This is a genomic window from Aeromonas sp. R2-3 (assembly GCF_040908375.1).
Lineage (GTDB): Bacteria > Pseudomonadota > Gammaproteobacteria > Enterobacterales > Aeromonadaceae > Aeromonas > Aeromonas veronii.
Genome location: NZ_JBFODP010000032.1, coordinates 560,080 through 579,995, shown reverse-complemented (window position 1 = coordinate 579,995; position 19,916 = coordinate 560,080). Strand labels below are relative to the sequence as shown.

At 61.7% G+C, this 19,916-nt stretch carries 19 protein-coding genes and 1 pseudogene; 15 read left to right on the top strand and 5 right to left on the bottom strand.

Annotated elements, in window-relative coordinates:
* Positions 1-68 precede the first annotated feature (68 nt).
* The 11 genes and pseudogenes from AB5Z02_RS20180 to AB5Z02_RS20130 all read left to right on the top strand — a co-directional run bounded on the left by AB5Z02_RS20180 (position 69) and on the right by AB5Z02_RS20130 (position 10,077).
* Complete coding sequence (locus AB5Z02_RS20180) at positions 69-1,082, top strand: ABC transporter ATP-binding protein (protein WP_019444921.1); 1,014 nt, start codon at positions 69-71, stop codon at positions 1,080-1,082.
* The gene (locus tag AB5Z02_RS20175; RefSeq protein WP_368216832.1) at positions 1,079-2,047 is read left to right on the top strand and encodes an ABC transporter permease; all 969 of its coding nucleotides are present in this window, start codon (positions 1,079-1,081) and stop codon (positions 2,045-2,047) included. The genes AB5Z02_RS20180 and AB5Z02_RS20175 overlap by 4 nt, the downstream gene beginning before the upstream one ends.
* Before the next feature lie 35 nt (positions 2,048-2,082).
* Positions 2,083-2,910 carry an ABC transporter permease gene (locus AB5Z02_RS20170; protein WP_227342658.1) on the top strand — a complete coding sequence of 276 codons (828 nt, stop codon included), beginning with the start codon at positions 2,083-2,085 and terminating at the stop codon, positions 2,908-2,910.
* Between the two features lie 29 nt (positions 2,911-2,939).
* Positions 2,940-4,370 carry a gamma-aminobutyraldehyde dehydrogenase gene (locus tag AB5Z02_RS20165; protein WP_368216830.1) on the top strand — a complete coding sequence of 477 codons (1,431 nt, stop codon included), beginning with the start codon at positions 2,940-2,942 and terminating at the stop codon, positions 4,368-4,370.
* Between the two features lie 152 nt (positions 4,371-4,522).
* Entirely contained in the window at positions 4,523-5,317 is a 795-nt protein-coding gene (gene phhA / locus AB5Z02_RS20160) for a phenylalanine 4-monooxygenase (protein ID WP_368216828.1), read from the top strand.
* A gap of 52 nt (positions 5,318-5,369) precedes the next feature.
* Positions 5,370-5,708 (top strand): 4a-hydroxytetrahydrobiopterin dehydratase, encoded by a 339-nt coding sequence (locus tag AB5Z02_RS20155; RefSeq protein ID WP_368216827.1) that lies wholly within the window; start codon positions 5,370-5,372, stop codon positions 5,706-5,708.
* A 33-nt stretch (positions 5,709-5,741) separates the two neighbouring features.
* Positions 5,742-5,858 (top strand): annotated as a pseudogene (locus AB5Z02_RS20150) (4a-hydroxytetrahydrobiopterin dehydratase); the annotation flags it as partial.
* Positions 5,859-6,006: 148 nt separating this feature from the next.
* Positions 6,007-7,554 carry a transcriptional regulator TyrR gene (gene tyrR / locus AB5Z02_RS20145; protein WP_005333656.1) on the top strand — a complete coding sequence of 516 codons (1,548 nt, stop codon included), beginning with the start codon at positions 6,007-6,009 and terminating at the stop codon, positions 7,552-7,554.
* Positions 7,555-7,743: 189 nt separating this feature from the next.
* Positions 7,744-8,334 (top strand): YfiR family protein, encoded by a 591-nt coding sequence (locus AB5Z02_RS20140; RefSeq protein ID WP_368216825.1) that lies wholly within the window; start codon positions 7,744-7,746, stop codon positions 8,332-8,334.
* Positions 8,331-9,566, top strand: a complete 1,236-nt coding sequence (locus AB5Z02_RS20135) for a diguanylate cyclase (RefSeq protein WP_368216823.1) — start codon at positions 8,331-8,333, stop codon at positions 9,564-9,566. The genes AB5Z02_RS20140 and AB5Z02_RS20135 overlap by 4 nt, the downstream gene beginning before the upstream one ends.
* A gap of 22 nt (positions 9,567-9,588) precedes the next feature.
* Positions 9,589-10,077, top strand: coding sequence for an OmpA family protein (locus tag AB5Z02_RS20130; protein WP_005333642.1), 489 nt, complete (start codon positions 9,589-9,591; stop codon positions 10,075-10,077).
* A 95-nt stretch (positions 10,078-10,172) separates the two neighbouring features.
* Here the strand turns inward: AB5Z02_RS20130 and AB5Z02_RS20125 are convergent, their stop codons facing one another.
* On the bottom strand, positions 10,173-10,910 hold the full coding sequence (locus AB5Z02_RS20125; protein ID WP_005333641.1) for a TerC family protein: 738 nt from the start codon (positions 10,908-10,910) through the stop codon (positions 10,173-10,175).
* Positions 10,911-11,030: 120 nt separating this feature from the next.
* Between AB5Z02_RS20125 and AB5Z02_RS20120 the strand changes: the two genes are divergently transcribed.
* The 3 genes from AB5Z02_RS20120 to AB5Z02_RS20110 all read left to right on the top strand — a co-directional run bounded on the left by AB5Z02_RS20120 (position 11,031) and on the right by AB5Z02_RS20110 (position 14,287).
* The gene (locus tag AB5Z02_RS20120; protein WP_368216822.1) at positions 11,031-12,146 is read left to right on the top strand and encodes an ATP-NAD kinase family protein; all 1,116 of its coding nucleotides are present in this window, start codon (positions 11,031-11,033) and stop codon (positions 12,144-12,146) included.
* 99 nt (positions 12,147-12,245) lie between these two features.
* Positions 12,246-12,524 (top strand): YfcL family protein, encoded by a 279-nt coding sequence (locus AB5Z02_RS20115; RefSeq protein ID WP_005333639.1) that lies wholly within the window; start codon positions 12,246-12,248, stop codon positions 12,522-12,524.
* Positions 12,525-12,622: 98 nt separating this feature from the next.
* A complete protein-coding gene (locus AB5Z02_RS20110) occupies positions 12,623-14,287 on the top strand; it encodes an AMP-binding protein (RefSeq protein ID WP_005333638.1) in 1,665 nt (554 codons plus the stop codon).
* Between the two features lie 109 nt (positions 14,288-14,396).
* Here the strand turns inward: AB5Z02_RS20110 and AB5Z02_RS20105 are convergent, their stop codons facing one another.
* The 3 genes from AB5Z02_RS20105 to AB5Z02_RS20095 all read right to left on the bottom strand — a co-directional run bounded on the left by AB5Z02_RS20105 (position 14,397) and on the right by AB5Z02_RS20095 (position 17,821).
* Positions 14,397-15,560, bottom strand: coding sequence for a PLP-dependent aspartate aminotransferase family protein (locus AB5Z02_RS20105; RefSeq protein ID WP_368216820.1), 1,164 nt, complete (start codon positions 15,558-15,560; stop codon positions 14,397-14,399).
* Positions 15,561-15,693: 133 nt separating this feature from the next.
* Entirely contained in the window at positions 15,694-16,737 is a 1,044-nt protein-coding gene (locus AB5Z02_RS20100) for an isopenicillin N synthase family dioxygenase (RefSeq protein ID WP_368216819.1), read from the bottom strand.
* 445 nt (positions 16,738-17,182) lie between these two features.
* The gene (locus tag AB5Z02_RS20095; protein WP_021231373.1) at positions 17,183-17,821 is read right to left on the bottom strand and encodes an NAD(P)-dependent oxidoreductase; all 639 of its coding nucleotides are present in this window, start codon (positions 17,819-17,821) and stop codon (positions 17,183-17,185) included.
* A 101-nt stretch (positions 17,822-17,922) separates the two neighbouring features.
* On the opposite strand from AB5Z02_RS20095, the gene AB5Z02_RS20090 reads away from it, so the two are divergent.
* Entirely contained in the window at positions 17,923-18,813 is an 891-nt protein-coding gene (locus tag AB5Z02_RS20090) for a LysR family transcriptional regulator (protein WP_139731009.1), read from the top strand.
* A gap of 124 nt (positions 18,814-18,937) precedes the next feature.
* Here the strand turns inward: AB5Z02_RS20090 and AB5Z02_RS20085 are convergent, their stop codons facing one another.
* On the bottom strand, positions 18,938-19,840 hold the full coding sequence (locus AB5Z02_RS20085) for a LysR family transcriptional regulator (RefSeq protein ID WP_005352600.1): 903 nt from the start codon (positions 19,838-19,840) through the stop codon (positions 18,938-18,940).
* Positions 19,841-19,916: the final 76 nt, after the last annotated feature.

The window sequence follows — 19,916 nt, the reverse complement described above, 5'->3', positions numbered from 1 at the left end:
GCCGAGACCGGATAATCAAGCGGGCCGGGCAGGAGTCCGGCCCATCCCAGTACAGACAAGGACGCCCCATGAACGCCGTACAATTTGACCGGGTCAGTCGCCACTATGGCGAGGTGAAGGCGGTCGACGACATCTCTTTCCAGATCCCCTCCGGGGAATTCTTTACCCTGCTGGGGCCGAGCGGTTCCGGCAAGACCACTTGCCTGCGGATGATCGCGGGCTTCGAGTACCCGAGCGACGGGGAGATCCGCCTGTTTGGCGAACCCTGCTCCACCGTGCCGCCCTATGATCGCAACCTCAACACAGTGTTTCAGGACTATGCCCTGTTTCCCAACATGGATGTGCGCGACAACATCGGCTATGGCCTGATGCTCAAGGGGGTCGCCAAGGCACAGCGTTACCGCAAGGTGGACGAGATGCTGGAGCTGGTGCGACTGCCGGGGGTCGGCAAGCGCCGACCAAGCCAGCTCTCCGGCGGCCAGCGCCAGCGCATCGCCATCGCCCGGGCGCTTATCAACCAGCCACGCATCCTGCTGCTGGATGAGCCGCTGGGGGCCCTCGATCTCAAGTTGCGCGAGCAGATGCAGCTTGAGCTCAAGGCGCTGCAACGCCAGCTGGGCATCACCTTTATCTTCGTCACCCACGATCAGCAGGAGGCGCTCTCCATGAGCGACCGGATCTGCATCTTCAGTCAGGGCAAGATCGAGCAGATTGCTGCGCCCGATACTATCTACGACGCTCCGGCGACGCCGTTTGTGGCCCGCTTCGTTGGCACCGTCAATCTGTTCGAAGGGGAGCAGGCCAGACGGCTGTGCGGTGACGGCAGCCAGATGATGGTGCGCCCGGAGCGGATCCGGCTCGCTGAGGCGGGCGCGCCGGGCTGGTCGGGGGAGATCCGCGAGGTGGAGTATCTGGGCCCCTTCGTCCGTTATCGGGTTGATCTCGGGGAGCAGCTCGAGATCATCGTCAATCACCCCAATGAGGGGCAGGCCCGTCTGGCCCGTGGCAGCAGGGTCAGCCTCAGCTGGCCGGAGCAGGCCATCCATCGCCTGAGCGGCGCCCATCAGGGGGCGCAGCCATGAGTGCCCCTCACAGTGCGAGTCTTGCCATGAACCATCAGCCCGAACCTGCCCGTTTCAGGCCGCTGCGGCGCCTCTCGACCCTGCTCTATGGTCGGCCCGGCCTGCTGCTGGCGATCCTGCTGGGGCCGCCGCTGCTGTGGCTCGGCATCATCTATGTCGGCTCCTTGCTGATATTGCTCTCCAACTCCCTGTTCGGGCTGGACGAGTTCAGCGGTCAGGTGCGCCACGAGCTGGGGCTGCAAAACTTCGTCGCCCTGCTGCGACCGGAGAATCTGGATGTGATCGGCCGCACCGTCGGCATGTCGCTGCTGGTGACCCTGGCCTGCGCCCTGCTCGGTTTTCCGGTTGCCTACTACATGGCACGCTACACCAGTGGCAAGACCCGGGCGCTGTTCTATGTGGGGATCATGCTGCCGCTCTGGTCCAGCTATCTGGTGCGGGTCTACGCCTGGAAGCTGATCTTGGCCAAGGAGGGGGTAGTGAGCTGGCTGGCCGACAGCATGGGGCTGGAGTGGCTGCTCGATGCCATCCTCTCGCTGCCGGTGATAGGTGGCCCGTCGCTCTCCTTCTCGCGGCTTGGCACCTTTATCGTGTTCGTCTATGTCTGGCTGCCCTTCATGATCCTGCCCATTCAGGCGGCGGTGGAGCGTATACCGCGATCCCTCTTGGAGGCGAGCAGCGATCTGGGGGCGACACCCGCCCAGACCTTTCGCAACCTGATCCTGCCGCTGGCGTTGCCCGGTGTGGTGGCGGGCTCCATTTTCACCTTCTCGCTGACCCTCGGTGATTACATCATCCCCGGCATCATCGGCAACTCGACCATGTATATCGGTCAGGTGGTCTACATGCAGCAGGGAACGGCGGGCAATCTGCCCTTTGCCGCCGCCTTCTCGCTGGTGCCGATCCTTATCATCGCCATCTATCTGGCGATTGCGAAACGGTTAGGAGCCTTTGATGCGCTTTGACCCTATCGCTTTGAACCGGCAGCAAGGAGGCCGTCATGTCAGCTAGCTCAGTGAGCAGTCAGGGAGAGCGCCCTTCGGGCCTGCTCAAGTACGCCGCCATCGGTGGCCTTCTGTTCCTGCACTTTCCCATTCTCTTTATCTTCCTCTACGCCTTCACCAGCGAGAGCAAGAGTTACCAGTTTCCGCCTCCCGGGCTCACCCTCAAGTGGTTCGAGGTGACCCTCAATCGCCCCGATGTGTGGCGTGCTATCCAGTTGTCGCTGGAGGTAGCGGGGCTGGCGACGCTGGCGGCCATGATCCTCGGCACCTTGGCGGCAGGGGCCATTGCCCGCAGCCGCTTCTTCGGTCAGGAGGTGGTGTCGCTCTTGCTGGTGTTGCCCATCGCGCTGCCCGGTATCGTCACCGGTATCGCGCTGCGCTCGGCCTACGGCTTGATGGAGATCCCGTTCAGCTTTTGGACCATCGTTATCGGCCACGCCACCTTCTGTGTGGTGGTGGTCTACAACAATGCGCTGGCCCGTTTTCGCCGCACCAACCAGAGCCTCATCGAGGCGTCGATGGATCTCGGGGCCGACGGCTTCCAGACCCTGCGCTACGTGATCCTGCCCAATCTGGCCACGGCGCTGCTGGCGGGGGGCATGCTGGCCTTTGCCCTGAGCTTTGACGAAGTGATTGTCACTACCTTCACGGCGGGCCAGCAGACCACCCTGCCCATCTGGATGTATCAGGAGCTGATCCGCCCCCGAGACAGGCCGGTCACCAACGTGGTGGCCCTCATCATAGTGGCCTTCACCACTATCCCCATTTTGCTTGCCTACTACCTCACTCGCGACACCCATGATGTCGCTGGCAGTGGCAAATGATGACTCAACGCGTGCGCAAGGATGCAACCATGAAACTCTCAACCCAACTCTTGATTGATGGCCAGTTTGTGACCGGCGAGGGGCAGGCCGAACCCATTCTCAACCCGGCCAACGGCGAACAGATCGCCGCCGTGCCCGAAGCCTCGTTCGAACAGGTGAACCGGGCGGTGAACGGTGCCCAGCGCGCCTTCGCCCAGTGGAGCCGTACTACCCCTGCCCAGCGCAGCAACCTGCTGCTGCGTCTGGCGGAGCTCATCGAACGCCACGCCGAGGAGTTCGCGGCGCTCGAATCCCTCAACTGCGGCAAACCCTATCTGGCAGTGCTCAACGACGAGCTGCCCGCAGTGGTGGACTGCTTCCGCTTCTTTGCCGGGGCGGCCCGCTGCCTGCAAGGGCCGCTGGCGGGGGAGTATCTCGAGGGGCACACCAGCATGATCCGGCGCGATCCCATAGGTGTTGTGGGCAGTATCGCCCCCTGGAACTACCCGCTGATGATGGCGGCCTGGAAGATGGCGCCGGTGCTGGCGGCGGGCAATACGGTGGTGCTCAAACCTTCCGAGCAGACCCCGCTCACCGCCTTGCGCCTTGCCGAGCTGGCCAGCGAGATCTTCCCGCGCGGCGTTATCAACGTCATCTGCGGCCGGGGGGAAAGCGTGGGGGCGCCGCTGGTGGAGCACCCGCTGGTGCGGATGGTATCGCTCACCGGCGATATCGCCACCGGCCAGAAGATCCTGCAGAGCGCCGCCCGCACCATGAAGCGCACCCACCTTGAGCTGGGCGGCAAGGCGCCGGTGATCATCTTCGACGATGCGGATCTGGAGGCGGTGGTGGCGGGCATTCGCACCTTCGGTTTCTACAATGCAGGGCAAGATTGCACCGCTGCCTGCCGTATCTATGCCCAGGGCAAGATCTACGACAAGTTTGTCGCCGCCATGACCGATGCGGTGGCCTCCATCAAGGTGGGAAGCCAGTACGAGGAGGGGGTCGAGATGGGGCCGCTCATCTCGGACAGACAGCGCAACCGGGTCGCCAGTTTTGTCGAGCGGGCCCAGAGCAGCGGTCATGTGGAGGTGACGGCGGGGGGCAAGATCCGTCCAGGCAACGGCTTCTTCTTCGAGCCGACCCTGATTGTCGGGGCTCGGCAGGAGGATGAGATCGTGCGCCGTGAGGTGTTCGGCCCCGTGGTGTCGGTGACCCGTTTCAACGATGCCGAGCAGGTGGTGCAGTGGGCCAACGACTCGGACTATGGTCTCGCCTCGTCGGTCTGGACCCGGGATTTGAGCCTCGCCAGCAAGGTGGCCAGCCACCTGCAATATGGCTGCACCTGGATCAACACCCACTTCATGCTCACCTCCGAGATGCCCCACGGCGGCATGAAGATGTCAGGCTACGGCAAGGATCTCTCCCTCTATGCGCTGGAGGATTACACGGTGCCGCGCCATATCATGGTCAAGCTGTAGTGGGGATTGGTTAGCGGGTTGTCACAATTTATTTACAACTGTTTCAGGCAGCCGACTCATGGGTCGGCTGCTTTTTTTGTTGCCATTTCGTTACATTGAAGCCGTGATGAAACGGCAAGGCGCCTGATGTGGCGCCAGAGGATGGAACCGCTATGGCAACCTTCTACACCGCCCACCAGCCGGATGCTGACGGGGTGATCCACTACAGCAACGAGGAGCATGGCACCTGGCAGATCCTGATCGAACGTCAGTTAGCCGCTCTCGATGGCAAGGGGTGTAACGAGTATCTGGCCGGTCTCGACAGGCTGGGGCTGCCCCGTGATCGCATCCCCCAGCAGGCCGAGATCAACGCCGTCTTGCAGCCTGCGACCGGCTGGTCGGTGGCGGCGGTGCCTGCGCTTATCTCGTTCGATCGCTTCTTCGCCCTTCTGGCCAATCGCCAGTTTCCGGTAGCCACCTTTATCCGGCGCCGGGACGAGCTCGACTACCTGCAAGAGCCCGATATCTTTCACGAGATCTTTGGCCACTGCGCCATGCTGACCAATCCGGCCTTTGCCCACTTCACCCACCTCTACGGTCAGTTGGGGCAGCAGGCGAGCAAGGAGCAGCGGGTTTTTCTGGCGCGGCTCTACTGGTTCACCGTGGAGTTTGGCCTCTTGGCAACGCCCGACGGGCTGCGTATCTACGGTGGCGGCATTCTCTCCTCCATCGGCGAGACCGCCTATGCCCTCTCCGGCCAGCCGCTGCTGCAACCCTTCGATCTACTGACTGTGCTGCGCACCCCGTATCGCATCGACATCATGCAGCCCACCTATTTTGTGCTGCCGAGTCTCGATCATCTCTACCAGCTGACCGGGGATGAGATCATGGCTGCTCTGGCCGAGGCCAGTCGGCTTGGTCTCTATCCGCCGCGCTTTGAGGTTCCCGCTGGCAAACAGGCGAGCTGACCAAAAGCAAACAACCCTATTTCATTTTCATTAATTCAAGCAGGAGTAACCCATGTCCAAACTGGCCAGCCAGCAGTGTGAAGCGTGTCGCGCCGATGCCCCCAAGGTGAGCGATGAGGAGCTGCGCGAGCTGATGCAGCTTATTCCCGACTGGCAGCCGCTGGTGGAGGAGGGGGCGCTGCAACTGCGGCGGGAATTTAGGTTTCGCAACTTCAAGGAGGCGCTGGCCTTTACCAACCGCCTGGGGGAGCTGGCGGAAGCGGAGTTCCATCATCCGGCCATCCTGACCGAGTGGGGCAAGGTGACCGTCAGCTGGTGGACCCACAAGATCGGCGGATTACACCGCAACGACTTCATCATGGCTGCGCGTACAGACCAATTGCCCAGATAATCTGAGAACAGGTTGAGGCGGAGTATCCCCCTTCCTGCATTTCTGACCGAATGGGGGAAGGTGACCGTCAGCTGGTGGATGCATAAGATCGGCGGTTTGCATCGCAACGACTTCATCATGGCTGCGCGCACCGATCAGTTGCTCCGGTAATCGCCCCCCACACCAGCGTCATCGGTTGACCCGGGCCTGCCTGCGAAAGCGGGGCGGGCCCGCATTTTTATGGGCTGGCGCTCGCACTGGGGGGATCGAGACTGTATTATCCGCTCATTCATAGAGTTAGCTAGGAAGTGTGTCCCGAATGCGTCTTGAAGTCAGCTGTGAAGACCGCCTGGGCCTGACCCGGGAACTGCTCGACCGCTTGGTGGAGCACAATATCGATCTGCGCGGCATCGAAATCGATACCTCAGGCATCATCTATCTCAACTTTCCCGAGCTGGAGTTCAGTGATTTTCAGCATTTGATGCCGGAGATCCGCCGCATTCCCGGCGTCTACGACGTCAAGACCATCCCCTACATGCCTTCCGAGCGAGAGCACCACGAGATCGAGGCGCTGCTCAAGGCGCTGCCGGATCTGGTCTTCTCCCTCGACAGCAAGGGCAAGGTGACCCAGGCCAACCAGTCGGCCCTCACCACCCTCGGTTTGCCGGTGGAGGAGGTGCGCGGCGTGGCGCTCGGTTCGCTGGTCAAGGGGTTCTCCTTCACCCGCTGGCTGGAGGCGAGCGAGATCAAGCCGCAGACCTGCAAGCTCAGTTTCAATGGCGAAGAGTATCTGGCAGATCTGATGCCGCTGTTCGTGGCAGAAGCCCGCGGCAAGCAGGCGCTGGCCGGGGCCGTGGTGGTGCTCAAATCTGCCCGTCGGGTCGGCCTGCACTTCAGCGCGCTTCATGCGGTGGAAGTGGGGGGCTTCGAGCATCTGCAGGCCGAGAGCCCCAAGATGAAAGAGGTGCTGTCGCAAGCGCGCAAACTGGCGATGCAGGACGCGCCGCTGTTGATTGTCGGTGAGACCGGTACCGGCAAGGAGCTGCTGGCCCGTGCCTGTCACGGGGCCAGCCTGCGCTCCAGCCACCCCTTTATGGCCCTCAACTGCGCCGCCATGCCCGATAACGTGGCCGAGAGCGAGCTGTTTGGTTATGCCCCCGGCGCCTTTGGCAACAACACCGAGGGCAAGCGCGGCGTGCTGGAGCTGGCGAGCGGCGGCACCCTGATGCTGGACGAGATCGGCGACATGTCTCCCCATCTGCAGACCAAGTTCCTGCGGGTATTGCAGGATGGGGTGTTCCGCCGGGTCGGTGACGAGCAGGAGGTGAAGGTCAACGTGCGTTTCATCTGCACCACCCAGAAGCAGTTGCTGGATCTGGTGCACGAAGGAACCTTCCGCGAGGATCTCTACTACCGTCTCAACGTGCTCAGTCTGGCGCTGCCCCCCCTGCGCGAGCGCAAGGCGGACATCATGGTGCTGGCCCAGCAGTTTGTCTCCCGCTTTGCCAGCGAGTTGCAGCGACCCCGTCCGCGCTTTACCCGCAACATGGCCGACTACCTGACCGCCTATCGCTGGCCGGGCAACGTGCGTCAGCTGCGCAACTGTCTCTACCGTGCCATGACCCTGCTGGAAGGGGATGAACTGGGGCCCGAGCAGATCGACCTGCCGGTGGCGGCCGATACCATGCCGCTGATCGACGAGTGGTTTGAGGGGAATCTCGACGATGCGGTGAAGCGCTTCGAGAGCCAGCTGCTGGCCCGGCTCTATCCCGCCTTCCCGTCGACGCGCCAGCTGGCCAAACGCCTGGGTGTGTCGCACACTGCTATCGCCAATAAACTGCGAGAATACGGTATCAGCAAGAAGTGATCTGCGCCTTGATGCCCGCCACCAAAGAGCCCGTCGCCAGACGGGCTCTTTGGTTTATTTATACGGCGGTGAGTAATGACAACAGAGGGAGCCTTGTCAGGCCATCACTCGCCAACTTACTATCAGCGTCTATATATCCGAGCCGCAGTGCAGTTGCAGCGGTGTTGTTAAGGCGGCCAGTTTCTGATCATGTTGTTACGCTATTGCCCCCGTATCATTGCTTGTCTGGTGCCCGTGCTGGTAGCACTCGGGCTGCTGCTGCCCCGTGGCGGGTTGGCGGAAACAGTACGGCTGGAAACAGTGCAGTCGGAAACCGCAGCCGAGAGCCGGGCAACGGCGGTCAGGGAATTAGTGCTCGATCTGCTGAGCTACACCCGCTGGCCCACCGAGCCTGCGGTGCTGCGTATGTGCGTGGCGGCGCCGACCGAATATGCCGGCGCCCTCTTTACCATCGATCGTCAAGCCAATGGCCGTACCGTGCAGGTCCATCGTTACGAGGCGAGCGATCCGGCCATCAGCGATCACTGCGATGTGCTCTATCTGGGAGTGCTCGACGAGCCGACCCGGATTGCGCTGTTTGCCCGCCTGCAGGGACACCCAGTGCTCAGCATCAGCGAATACAACCACGACTGTTCCACCAGCTCGGTGTTCTGCCTGCAGACCTCGCCGGACAGCGTGCGGGTGCGGTTTAAAGTGAACCTCGATGCCCTGGCCCTGAGCGGCGTGCGGGTGCATCCCGCCGTGCTCAAGCTGGCCCATGCCGACAAGGGGGTTCCATGAGACGACAGGTGAGCGCGGCTCCCCGCCGTCTGACGCTGCGTCAGAGCCTGGGGCGAACCCATCTGGTGGCCGCCATCACAGCCGTCAGCGTGGCGGGACTCTTTTTTACACTGGTGGCCCTGCTGGTAGTGCGTTTTTACGCCGACCACAATCTGGAGCTGGTAGCCCGCGCCATCAGCTACAGCGCCGAGGCGGCGGTGGTGTTCCACGATGAGGAGGCGGCGAGCGAGGCACTTAGCGGCATCGTTGCCAAGGAAGAGGTGGCCCAAGCCACTATCGTGCTGACCAATGGCCAGCTGCTCGCCAGTTGGGAGCGTCCCAGAAGCAACCCGCTGGTGACGCTCGAAGACTATCTGGCCCAACTGCTGATGCCGGGGCCTGTCAAGCTCCCCATGCTGCGGGGGGGTGAGCAGATCGCCACCATCGAGCTGCGCGGCCACGGTGAATACCTGTTGCTGTTTTTGCTCTCGGCGCTGCTGGCGATGGTGGTTTGCCTGATGCTGAGCGCCATGGTGGCTCTCTATGTGGCTGACCGGATGCAGGTCTCCATCACCGCACCGCTGCGCAAACTAGCACTTGTCGCCCACTCGGTACGCCGACAACGCACCCTGGGGATGCGGGCGCCACCGGCCGATATCGTCGAGATTAACGAGCTGGGGGATGACTTCAACTCCCTGCTGGACGAGCTGCAAGCCTGGCAGGCCCAGCAGGCCCGCGAAAATGCCAGCCTGCTCCATCAGGCGACTCACGATGCCCTCACCGGACTGCCCAATCGCGCCCTGTTTGAAGCGCGGCTCGCGCAGGCCATCTCCCTCGGCGAGCAAGAGGGATTTGCGCTGCTCTATCTCGACTGTGATCGTTTCAAGCAAATTAATGACACGCTGGGGCACAACGCCGGTGACGATGTGCTGATCGCGCTCTCAAGACGGGTGCAGCATCAGCTGCGTCCGGATGATCTGGTGTTTCGCCTCGGTGGTGACGAGTTTGCGGTGCTGGTTGGCCCACTCCAGCGACAGCATGAGGTGGAAGAGGTGATTGGCCGCATCCAGCAGGCGATGAGCGAACCGGTGGCGCTGCGTGACGGTCGTCAGCTGGTGGCCGGGGTGAGTGTCGGCTTCGCCGTCTATCAGGCGGGCATGAGTGCCAGCGTGCTGTGTGATCAGGCCGATGCAGCCATGTATCTGGCGAAACGGGCGCGCCGCAGCGAACCATCGCCTGACTGGCAAGAATAACAACATAAAAAAGGAGCAAACCATGAAGATCACCCACCTGTTGAAAGTGACCCTGCTGGGGTTGATGTTGTCACTGCTGGCCGGTTGCCAGAGTGCCCCCAAGGGGTTGACCCCGGAGCAAATCGCCGTGCTCAAGGAGCAGGGCTTTTATCTGACCGATGAGGGGTGGACGCTGGATCTGGCCAACCGGGTGCTGTTTGCCAACAACGTGGGGGCGCTCAATCCCCAGACTCGCCAATCCGTTGAAAAACTGGGTAAAACACTGCTTGGCGTAGGGTTGGACAAGGCGCGGGTGGATGGCCACACCGACAATACCGGCGAGAGCAGCTACAACCAGCAGCTCTCCCTGAAGCGGGCCCAGTCGGTAGCCGATGTGCTGGTCTCGGTCGGCATGAAGCCAGCCAATCTGGAGATCCATGGCCGTGGCGAGACTATGCCGCTGGCAGATAACAAGACCAGAGAGGGCCGGGCCGCCAACCGCCGGGTTGCCATCGTCATCAGCGATCAATAACCCTTTCATCGTTTCGTTACCCATAAAAAAAGAGCGCCCGACCGGCGCTCTTTTTGATCGCGACAGCTGGGGTCGCGAGGGCATGTGGGGCAGGGTTACTGCGCGCTATTTTGCCCGTTATTGTCGTGATGGCTGCGCAGGCGGATGTTGATCATCTCCACCACCAGCGAGAAGGCCATGGCGAAGTAGATGTAGCCCTTCGGAATATGCAGGTCCATCCCCTCCGCCATCAGGGCGAAACCCACCAGGGTGAGGAAGGAGAGGGCCAGCATCTTGATGGTGGGATGGCTGTCGACGAAATCACCGATGGATTTGGCGGCAAACATCATGATGAAGACGGCGATCATGATGGCCAGCACCATCACCGGCACGTGATCGGCCATGCCGACCGCGGTGATCACCGAGTCGAGGCTGAACACGATATCGAGGATGGCGATCTGGATCAGGGTGCTGATAAAGCCCGAGGCTGCTTTGCTGACGCTTTCCGGCTCGGCCGCCCCTTCCAGGGTGACGTGGATCTCGTGGGCACTCTTGCCGATGAGGAACAGGCCCCCCAGCAGCAGGATCAGGTCGCGGCCGGAGATGGCTTCACCCAGCACGGTGAAGAGCGGATCGGTGAGGCGCATCACCCAGGCCAGCGATAGCAGCAGCAGGATCCGGGTACCCATGGCGAGCCCCAGACCCAGAATGCGCGCTTTTTGACGCTGCGCCTCCGGCAGGCGACCCACCAGGATGGAGATAAAGATGATGTTGTCGATGCCCAGCACGATTTCGAGCAGGGTAAGGGTGGCGAGTGCGACCCAGGCAGAGGGATCAAGAACCCATTCCAGCATGATTGAACCTTGGTTGAAAATTGGTTGGAAAATTGAAGCAGCGCATTCTAGCAGGGGCGCCACTGCTTGTCCCAGAGGGGGGAAAAGATAAAAATGGTGGCCATCGCAAGGGAGGCAGGCATGTTTCGATTAGGGTTCATTATTAATCCGGTCGCCGGGATTGGCGGTGCAGTGGGGCTCAAGGGCAGTGACGGCGTGGTGGATGAGGCGCTTGCTCGTGGTGCCGTGCCCAAAGCGCAGGAGCGGGCGCGGCAAGCCTTGTTGCCACTGTGCGAGCTGAGCGTCCCGTTCGAACTGCTGACGGTAGCGGGAGAGATGGGGGAGGCGGTGGCCCGCGAGCTGGGGTTGCCCTGTCGGGTCATCTATCAACCGGTCGGGGAGAGCACCTCGGCCGATGATACCCGCCACGCCGCCGAGTTGATGCGCGAAGGCGGGGTCGATCTGCTGCTGTTTGCCGGTGGCGATGGCACGGCGCGGGATATCTGCGCCGCGGTGGGGGTGTCTTGCCATGTGCTCGGCATTCCCGCGGGGTGCAAGATCCACTCCGGCGTCTACGGGGTGACCCCCGCCGCCAGCGGGCGGGTGGTGGCGCGGATGATCGCAGGGGAATTGCTCAGCCTGATCGATGCCGAGGTGCGCGACATCGACGAGGAGGCGTTTCGCGCGGGCAAGGTGCGGGCCCGCCACTACGGCCAGCTGAAGGTGCCCGGCGATCTGCGTTACGTACAGGCGGTAAAACAGGGGGGCAAGGAGTCCGAAGAGCTGGTGCTGGCGGATCTCGCCGCCGGTGTGGTGGAGCAGATGGAGCCCGATACCCTCTATCTGATGGGCTCCGGCAGCACGGTAGCAGCCTGTATGGCTGAGCTCGGTCTGGAAAATACTTTGCTCGGTGTGGATCTGGTGGAAAATGGCCGACTTATCGGGCAGGATCTCAGCGCCGCCGAGATCCTGACCCGGATCCGCGGCCGTCGCTGCCGACTGATCATTACCCTGATCGGCGGACAGGGACATCTGTTCGGGCGCGGAAATCAGCAATTGAGTCCTGAGGTGATTCGGTGTGTCGGGCTGGAGAATATCCAGGTGCTGGCAACCAAAGCCAAGCTTGCCGCCCTTGCGGGCAGGCCGCTGCTGGTGGATACCGATGATCCGCAATTAAACCGGGCGTTGCGTGGTTATCTGCGAATAACCACGGGATACAAGGATCAGGTCATCTACCCGGTGGCCAACCCGGAATAGGACGCCAAGGACGCTGCTGGCCTGGCGCCAGAGAGCTGCAATCAACCGGATTGCGGTTCCATACCCCCGAATTTTTTGCCGCAAATGAGGCTGCGTTACATGACGATTCACGATTTTGAGCACAAGTTGTTGGGACTGATCGACAGCATGGTTGCCACCGCGACCGACGATGAGCTGTTTGCGGGGGGTTACCTGCGAGGTCATATCTCATTGGCCGTTGCCCGGGCCGAGCTGGAAGGCAAGACCCTGGTGCGGGACGTCAAGAGCTATGTGCTGCGCAGCCTCAACGAGGCGATCTTGCAAGGTGAGCTTTCTGAAGAGGATGAAAAACTGGTGCAGGCGATGTGGAGTCGTTTGCAACAAGATGCAGAAGCTTGATCGGATACACAATTCAAACTGAAGTTTGAGTTTATCCTTCCCCTGAAGTTAGTGAAAGGTTAATAATAAGTTTCGCCTTTTGTTTCAGGGATTAAACTATGGCCTCCTCCTCACGCATTGCCAATAAACTGCCGCTCGAGATGCTCTATCACTGGGAGCGGCAGTGTCCTGATCGAACCTACCTGCGTCAAACCATCAACCGCGAATATGTCGATTTCACCTGGGGTGAAGTGGCCGATGAAGCGCGGCGGATGGTGACGGCCTTGCGTCACCTCGGTTTGGTGGCCGGTGACAAGGTGGCGCTGCTCTCCAAGAACTGCGCCCAGTGGTTTATCGCCGATCTCGCGATGCAGATGGGGCAATACGTGAGCGTGCCCATCTACCCGACTGCCAACGTCGACACCATCGAATATGTGCTGCGCCACAGCGAGGCCAAGGCGATCTTCGTCGGCAAGCTGGATGACTGGAAGAGTCAGGAGGCGGGCGTACCCGCCGATCTGCTGCGCATCGCCTTCCCCTATGACACCATGCCGGCCAGCCACCAGTGGGACGATCTGCTGGAGGCGCATGAGCCGATCCCTGACAGCCCGGTGCAGGCCCCTGACTCCCTGCTGAGTCTGGTCTACACCTCCGGCAGTACCGGCAAGCCGAAAGGGGCCATGCTGAGCGTTGAGCGTTACGCCTGGTCGTGCGAGAAGCTGGTGGAGACGGTTAGCCTGAGCCAGGCCGATCGGGGCTTCTCCTACCTGCCGCTGGCCCATATTACCGAGCGTGTCTACATCTACGGCGGCAGCCTCTATGGCGGTGCTACCATCGCCTTCCCTGAATCCCTCGACACCTTTATTGAAGATGTCAAACGCTGCCGTCCCACCGTTTTTATCTCGGTGCCGCGGCTGTGGGCCATGTTCCGCATCAAGATCCACGAGAAGCTGCCCCAGAACAAACTGGCGTTGCTGCTCAAGATCCCGCTTATCTCAGGCCTTATCAAACGCAAGCTGCAAAAGGGGTTGGGACTGGATCAGGCCCGAGTACTCGGCTGCGGCTCCGCGCCTGTCTCTCCTGCGCTGCTTGAGTGGTATCTGAGCATCGGCCTCAAGGTGACTGAAGCTTGGGGCATGACCGAGAACCACGCCTACTCCACCATCAACTACCCGTTCCGCGCCGACAAGATCGGCACCGTCGGCAAGGCGGGGATCGGAGTGACCATCAAGATCTCTGACGAGGGGGAGATCCTCTGCCGCTGCGAAGGGATGATGCTGGGTTACTACAAGGATCCCGAGCACAGCGCCGAGGCCATCGATGCCGAGGGGTGGCTGCACACCGGTGACATGGGCAAGCTGGACAAGGAGGGTTATCTCACCATCACCGGCCGGATGAAGGATGTGTTCAAGACCGCCAAGGGCAAGTATGTGGCGCCGGTGCCCATCGAGGGACTGCTGGGGCAGGAACCCATCATCGAACAGCTCTGCGTGATTGGTTACGGCATGCCGCAGCCCATTGCGCTGGTGCAGCTGGCCGAGAGTGCCATGAAAGGCAATCGGGAGGAGGTCAACGCCAGACTGGAAGCGGCGCGGGTTCGGGTCAACGATCAGCTGGAATCCCACGCCAAGATCCGCGGCATTCTGGTAGTGAAAACCCCCTGGAATATCGAGAACGGTGTGCTGACCCCCACCATGAAGATCAAGCGTCACCTGCTGGAACAAAAGTACGCCCAGGTCGGGGATCGCTGGCCCTCATCCCAAGTGGTGGTGTGGGAGGAGTAAATCCCATTTTTCCATCGCGCACCAAACAACAACGGCCCTTGATGGGCCGTTGTTGTGTTTGGGGCATTTCACTCGCCGCTGTTTTGTCGGCGAGTAAAAGCGCGCCCGGTTAGATCTGCGCCAGCGCGGCGGCCAGATCGGCGATCAGATCGTCCGCATCTTCCACCCCGATGCTGAAGCGGATGAGGTCGTCGTTGACCCCGGCGGCGAGGCGGCTCGCCTCGTCCATGGCGGCGTGGGTGGTGCTGGCCGGATGGCAAGCGAGACTCTCGAGATCCCCCAGACTCACCGCCTGCACGAATAGCTGCAGGTTGTCGAGCAGGGTGGCGCAGCGCTCAAACCCGCCCTCCAGCTCGATGCTCACCATGCCGCCAAAGCCGCTGGCGAAGGCGCCGAGGGCATCGTGGCCCGGATGGCTGGCAAGCCCCGGGTAGATCACCTTCTTCACCGCCGGATGTGCCGCCAGAAACTCGGCCACTTTCTGCGCATTGTGCAGGTGGGCATCCATCCGCAGCGGCAGGGTCTTGACACCGCGCTGCAGCAGGTAGGCCTCCTGCGGGCCGATGGGGGAGCCGATATGCTTGAGGGCCACGGTGCGGATCGACTTCATCAGGGCGTGAGAGCCCGCCACCACCCCGGCGATGATGTCGCCGTGGCCGCCCAGATATTTGGTGCCGCTGTGCATCACTACATCGACCCCGAGTTCCAGCGGACGCAGCAGGTAGGGGGTGAGGAAGGTGTTGTCACATACCGTAATGGCGCCCACCTTGCGGGCCGCTTCCACCACCAGCCGCGGATCCACCACCTTGAGGGTGGGGTTGGTCAGGGTTTCGAACAGTACCACCTTGGTAGCAGGGCGGATGTTGGCCAGCAGATCCCGATCGCTCTCGTAGGCGGTGACCTTGATGCCGGCACGGCTGAAAGTCTGCTTCAAGAACGCATCGGTGCCGCCGTAGAGCGGGCCGATATAGGCCACCTCATCGCCGCTGTCGGCCAGCGCATACATGATGGAGCTCACCGCCGCCATGCCGCTCGCCACCACCAGCGCTTCATCGGCACCTTCCAGCGCCGCCAGCTTCTGCTCCAGCTCGGCGGTGGTGGGGTTGCCAAAGCGGCTGTAGATAAAGCCAGGGGCCTGACCTGCGAAACGATCCTTGCCCGCTTGAGCGTTGAAGTAGCTGAAGGTGCTGCTCTGGTAGAGCGGGGTGGTGAGGGCACCGGTCTGTGGGTCGATCCGCTGGCCGCTGTGTACGCTCATGGTCTTGAATTTCATCGTGTTGCTCCGTGATGGCCAGGCTCTGGCCATGACTTGTTTTGTTGTTCGTTGCTTGTTGTTTTTGTCAGCGCGGGTATGTGCATGCGGCTTGTGACTTATGCATATACCCGCCTAGGGATCTTTACGCTGCTTAGGCCGTTATCGCTTCGCTTTCAGTGCGCGGGAGGCGAGTTGGTTCCACCGGCCCATAGTGCCGCGCCGCCGCATCCGGGTGGGAGCGCAGTCGCCCTTTCAGCACATTCTCCCCCACCTGATAGAAGAGCGGATTGGCCGGGTCACTCTCCGGCCCTTGCGCCTGCGCTGCCAGCGCGGGGGAGAGGGTGAGCAGTGGCACGGTGGCATCGAGCCGCGCCGCCATAAAGAAGGCGCAGGAGAGGCGCGAGACACCGGGCGGCGGGCTTACCACCCGATGCAGGGTCGCCTTGAGATAGCCGTTGGAGGCTAGCTCCAGCAGCTCGCCGATATTGACCACCAGCGCTCCCGGCAGGGGGGGCGCGGAGATCCAGCCGTCGGCCGTCTCGACCTCAAGCCCCGAGTGATTGTCCTGCATCACCAGCGTCAGGTAGCCAGGATCTTTGTGGGCGCCGACCCCCTGACTGCTGCCACCCGCCTCTTGCCCTGGGTAGTGAATCAGCTTCATGTGTTGGTAGGGGGCGCCGCGAATACTGTCGTCAAACACGTTGGCCGGTTGCTCCAGCACCTCGGCAAAAGCGGCCAGCAGGGTGAGGGTGATATCGCTCAGCCGCTCCTGCCACGCCAGCAGATGGCCTTTCATCTCGGGCAGGGCGGTCGGCCACTGGTTGGGGCCGATCAGCCGCTGCCAGGGTTCACGGATCTGCGCCGCAGGCAGGGCTTGCGCTTCGTTCATGATATCGAACTGCTCTCGCAGATCCGGCCGCTGACGGGTCTGCTCGGCACCGACCCGGTTGTAGCCGCGAAAGTGGGGGCTGTTGACCATCTGCACCGCCAGTTTCTCCTGCTCCGGCAGAGCAAAGAAGCGCTCTGCCAGCGTCAGGGTTTCCCGCTGCTCGGCGTCACTCAGGCCATGTCCTGTCAGATAGAAAAAGCCGACGTCGCGGGCGGCTGCGGCCAGCCTGGCCAGCATAGGGCGACGTACCTCGGGCGCCCCGTTGAGGGCAGCCAGATCGATGATCGGCAGTGGTGAATGTTCCATGTGCACCTCCTCACTCTTTCGTTATCTCTGGCGCCATCTCTTGCACTGCCTCCGCTGTTGGCAGACCTGATAAGCGGCAAACGGGATGGCGCGACAGTGTGGCGGTATGCGCTGCGGTGTGGCGCCATCTGGAATGAAGGGGATGCTACTGTTCGGTGTTATAAGACGGAAACAACAAATTATTCTTAGTTATATACAAAATTCGAAATGGAATTCGGTGTCTGATGGGCTGAAGGTTTTTTGCGCAGCCATTGTGGGGTAAAGGGACAATGATGAGGGGGAGAGTGATAACCAGAGGCAAGCTGCCAGTGGCAAAAATGACCAAAACAGAAAATGGCCAAAACAGAAGGGAGGCGGATGCCTCCCTTCTGGTTGAGCGGGTGTTCACCTGACCGGGGGCGTAGGTGAGTGACCGTGCATTCTGGCCTTAACCGCCTGCTGGCTCTCAGTAACCCAGGGTAAAGCGCTGGCGCTGGTGAGCCGGTTTTTCCACTTCGTTCAGCACGCCGTCGGCCAGATCTCCGGCGGTGATCCCGGCAGGCTGTTCGCCGCTAAAGAGCACCTGATCGCCACCAATCCGATAGCCGCCGCGCTTCTCGCCCGGTTCGAGGAACACCGGGGGAGAGACAAAGCGCCAGTCGAGGGTGGTTTCACGACGCAGGGCGGTGAGACCGTCGCGGGCCGCCAGCGCCCCCTGTTTCCACTCGGCCGGAAACTCAGGGGTATCCACCAGTTGCACGCCGGGGGCAACCTCCAGACTGCCGGCGCCACCTACTACCAGCAGCCAGCTGTTGGCCGCTTTGGCTGCTGCGACGATCGCGTTGGCGCCCTTGAGGTACTGGTCGTAGATATCCGGTGTGGTCCAGCCCGGGTTGTAGGCGCTGATCACCCGATCGTGCCCCTTGAGCACCTCGGCCAATGCCTGCGGGTTTTGGGCATCCACCGCCACGGCGGTGACCTGCGGATGGGCGGCCACCTTGCTGACATCGCGGACGATGGCGGTGACGTGATGGCCGCGGCTGATGGCCTCGTTCAGGATGGCTGAACCGACAAAACCGCTGGCACCGATCAGGGCAATCTTCATGGGGAACTCTCCTTCACTGTTGGAATGGGGCTATCCTACGCCGCCATTTATGATTTAATAATCACCTCAAAAATGCATTCACTTATAAGCTGGATTTAATAATGGAACAGCTCAGACGTTACGCCATCTTCGCCGCTGTGGTGGAAGCGGGCAGCATGACAGGGGCGGCCAAATCCCTTGGCATGACCCCCTCCGCCGTCAGTCAGCATATCAGCCAGCTGGAGAGCCTGCTCGGACTGCCCCTGCTCCATCGCTCCACCCGTCGTCTCAGTCTGACCGAGGCGGGAGAGGTGGTGTGGCAAGGGTGCCGGGCGTTGCAGCAGACTCTGAGCGAGACCGAGCTGCGCCTCTCGGAGGTGCGCGACGCCCTGCTCGGGGAAGTGCGGATCACTGCCCCGGTGGGGATGGCGGGCCAGCCGCTGGCTCTGGCCCTCTCGCCGCTGTTGCAGGCCCATCCCGGCCTCACCATCCAGATCATCGCCGACGACGAGAAGCGGGATCTGATTGCCGAGCGGATCGACGTGGCGCTGCGGGTCGGCACCTTGCCTGACTCGACCCTGGTGGCCCGCAAACTGGGGCAGACCCGGATGCTGCTCTGCGCTGCGCCCGCCTATCTGGCGCGCAAGGGGACGCCGCGCACGCCCGCCGATCTGGCCACTCACGACTGGCTCTGCGGCGACATGCTGGGCAACGGTTTGCTGCTGCAGGATGAAAAGGGGGGCGAGCACAGGGTGAGGTTCAAGGCCAAGGTGCTCTGCAATAACGTGTTGCCCCTGCGCCAGTTTGCGCTGGCGGGGCAGGGGATCTCGCTGCAACCGGAGGGAGAAATTGGCGAGGATCTGGCGCAGGGGCGTCTGCTCGAACTGTTGCCCGGTTTTCGGGTGCAGCCGATGGAGATCCACGCCATCACGCCGCAGCGGGAGATCCCGGAGAAGGTGCGACGGGTGGTGGAGGCGCTGCGCAGCTACTTCGGCACGACGATGTCGTCATGAGCTGCGCCTTAATGGTTGAGAAAAGGCCCCCGATTATCCTGAAGGGGAATTATCCATAAGGCGGTTTGTCGAGAAGATCGATAGCCCGCATGAGAAGATGGGCATGCTTGACTGTTAAGTATACTTAAAAAGAACTGACGGCCCGCACCTGGTCTTTGAGCCAATTAAGCCCGGTATCCTGACCGGAGCTCTTGTGCCAACTCATGTAGACGGGGCAATCCTCCGAGAGCCAGGGGAGGGGATAGCTGGCCAGATCCAGCGCTTGCCCCAGCTTCTCCATATGCCACTGGCTGGCGACGCAGAGCCAGTCGGTACGACTCACCAGATGAAGGGCGGTGAGCAGGGAGTCGCTCTCGTAGGCAATCTGGCGCGGCGGCAGCGGCGCCTTGGTCAGGGTGTTTAGCAGCAAGCTGTCGAGCCGCCTGGTTTGCAATACCACATGCTTTTCGTTGAAGAAGGTGGCCATGTCGGGGGCTTGGCGGATCCTGGGGTGATCCTTGCGGCAGGCGATGCGCAGGGCCTGGGACATGATCTGCTCGTTTTCGATCCCCTGCTCTGCCATCGGCTTGGTGGCCAGCACCAGATCAACGCTGTGCAGATAGAGGCTGTTCTGGCGCAGGGCTTCGTCCTGCACCTGGGTGTTCCACTCCAGCTGACAGTTGGGGGCTTGGGTCTGCAACAGGTTGTTGAGCTCCGGCAGGAAGAAGATATCGATATCGGGCACCCCCGCGATGCGAAAGGTGCGCCGACTGGTCTGGGGATCAAAGAGATCGGTGCGTTGCAGGCTGCGCTCCATGTCGTGCAGCGGCACCATGATCTCGTGGTGCAGACTGAGCGCTCGCGCCGTGGGGGTGATGCCGCGTCCCTGGCGGACAAACAGCGGCTCACCCACCAGGGTGGTCAGGCGGCTGATGGCCTGACTGATGGCCGAGGGGGTCATCTCCATCATCTCGGCGGCCGTGGTGACACCACCATAGCGGATCACCGCATCGAGGACGCGAAAGAGATTGAGATCGACTTGAGACATGGTGGCTACCGTTAAGCAAAATTAAACAGTTAACATACTGAACAGCCTCTTGTCCGGCCAGCATTCCCTGCGATAA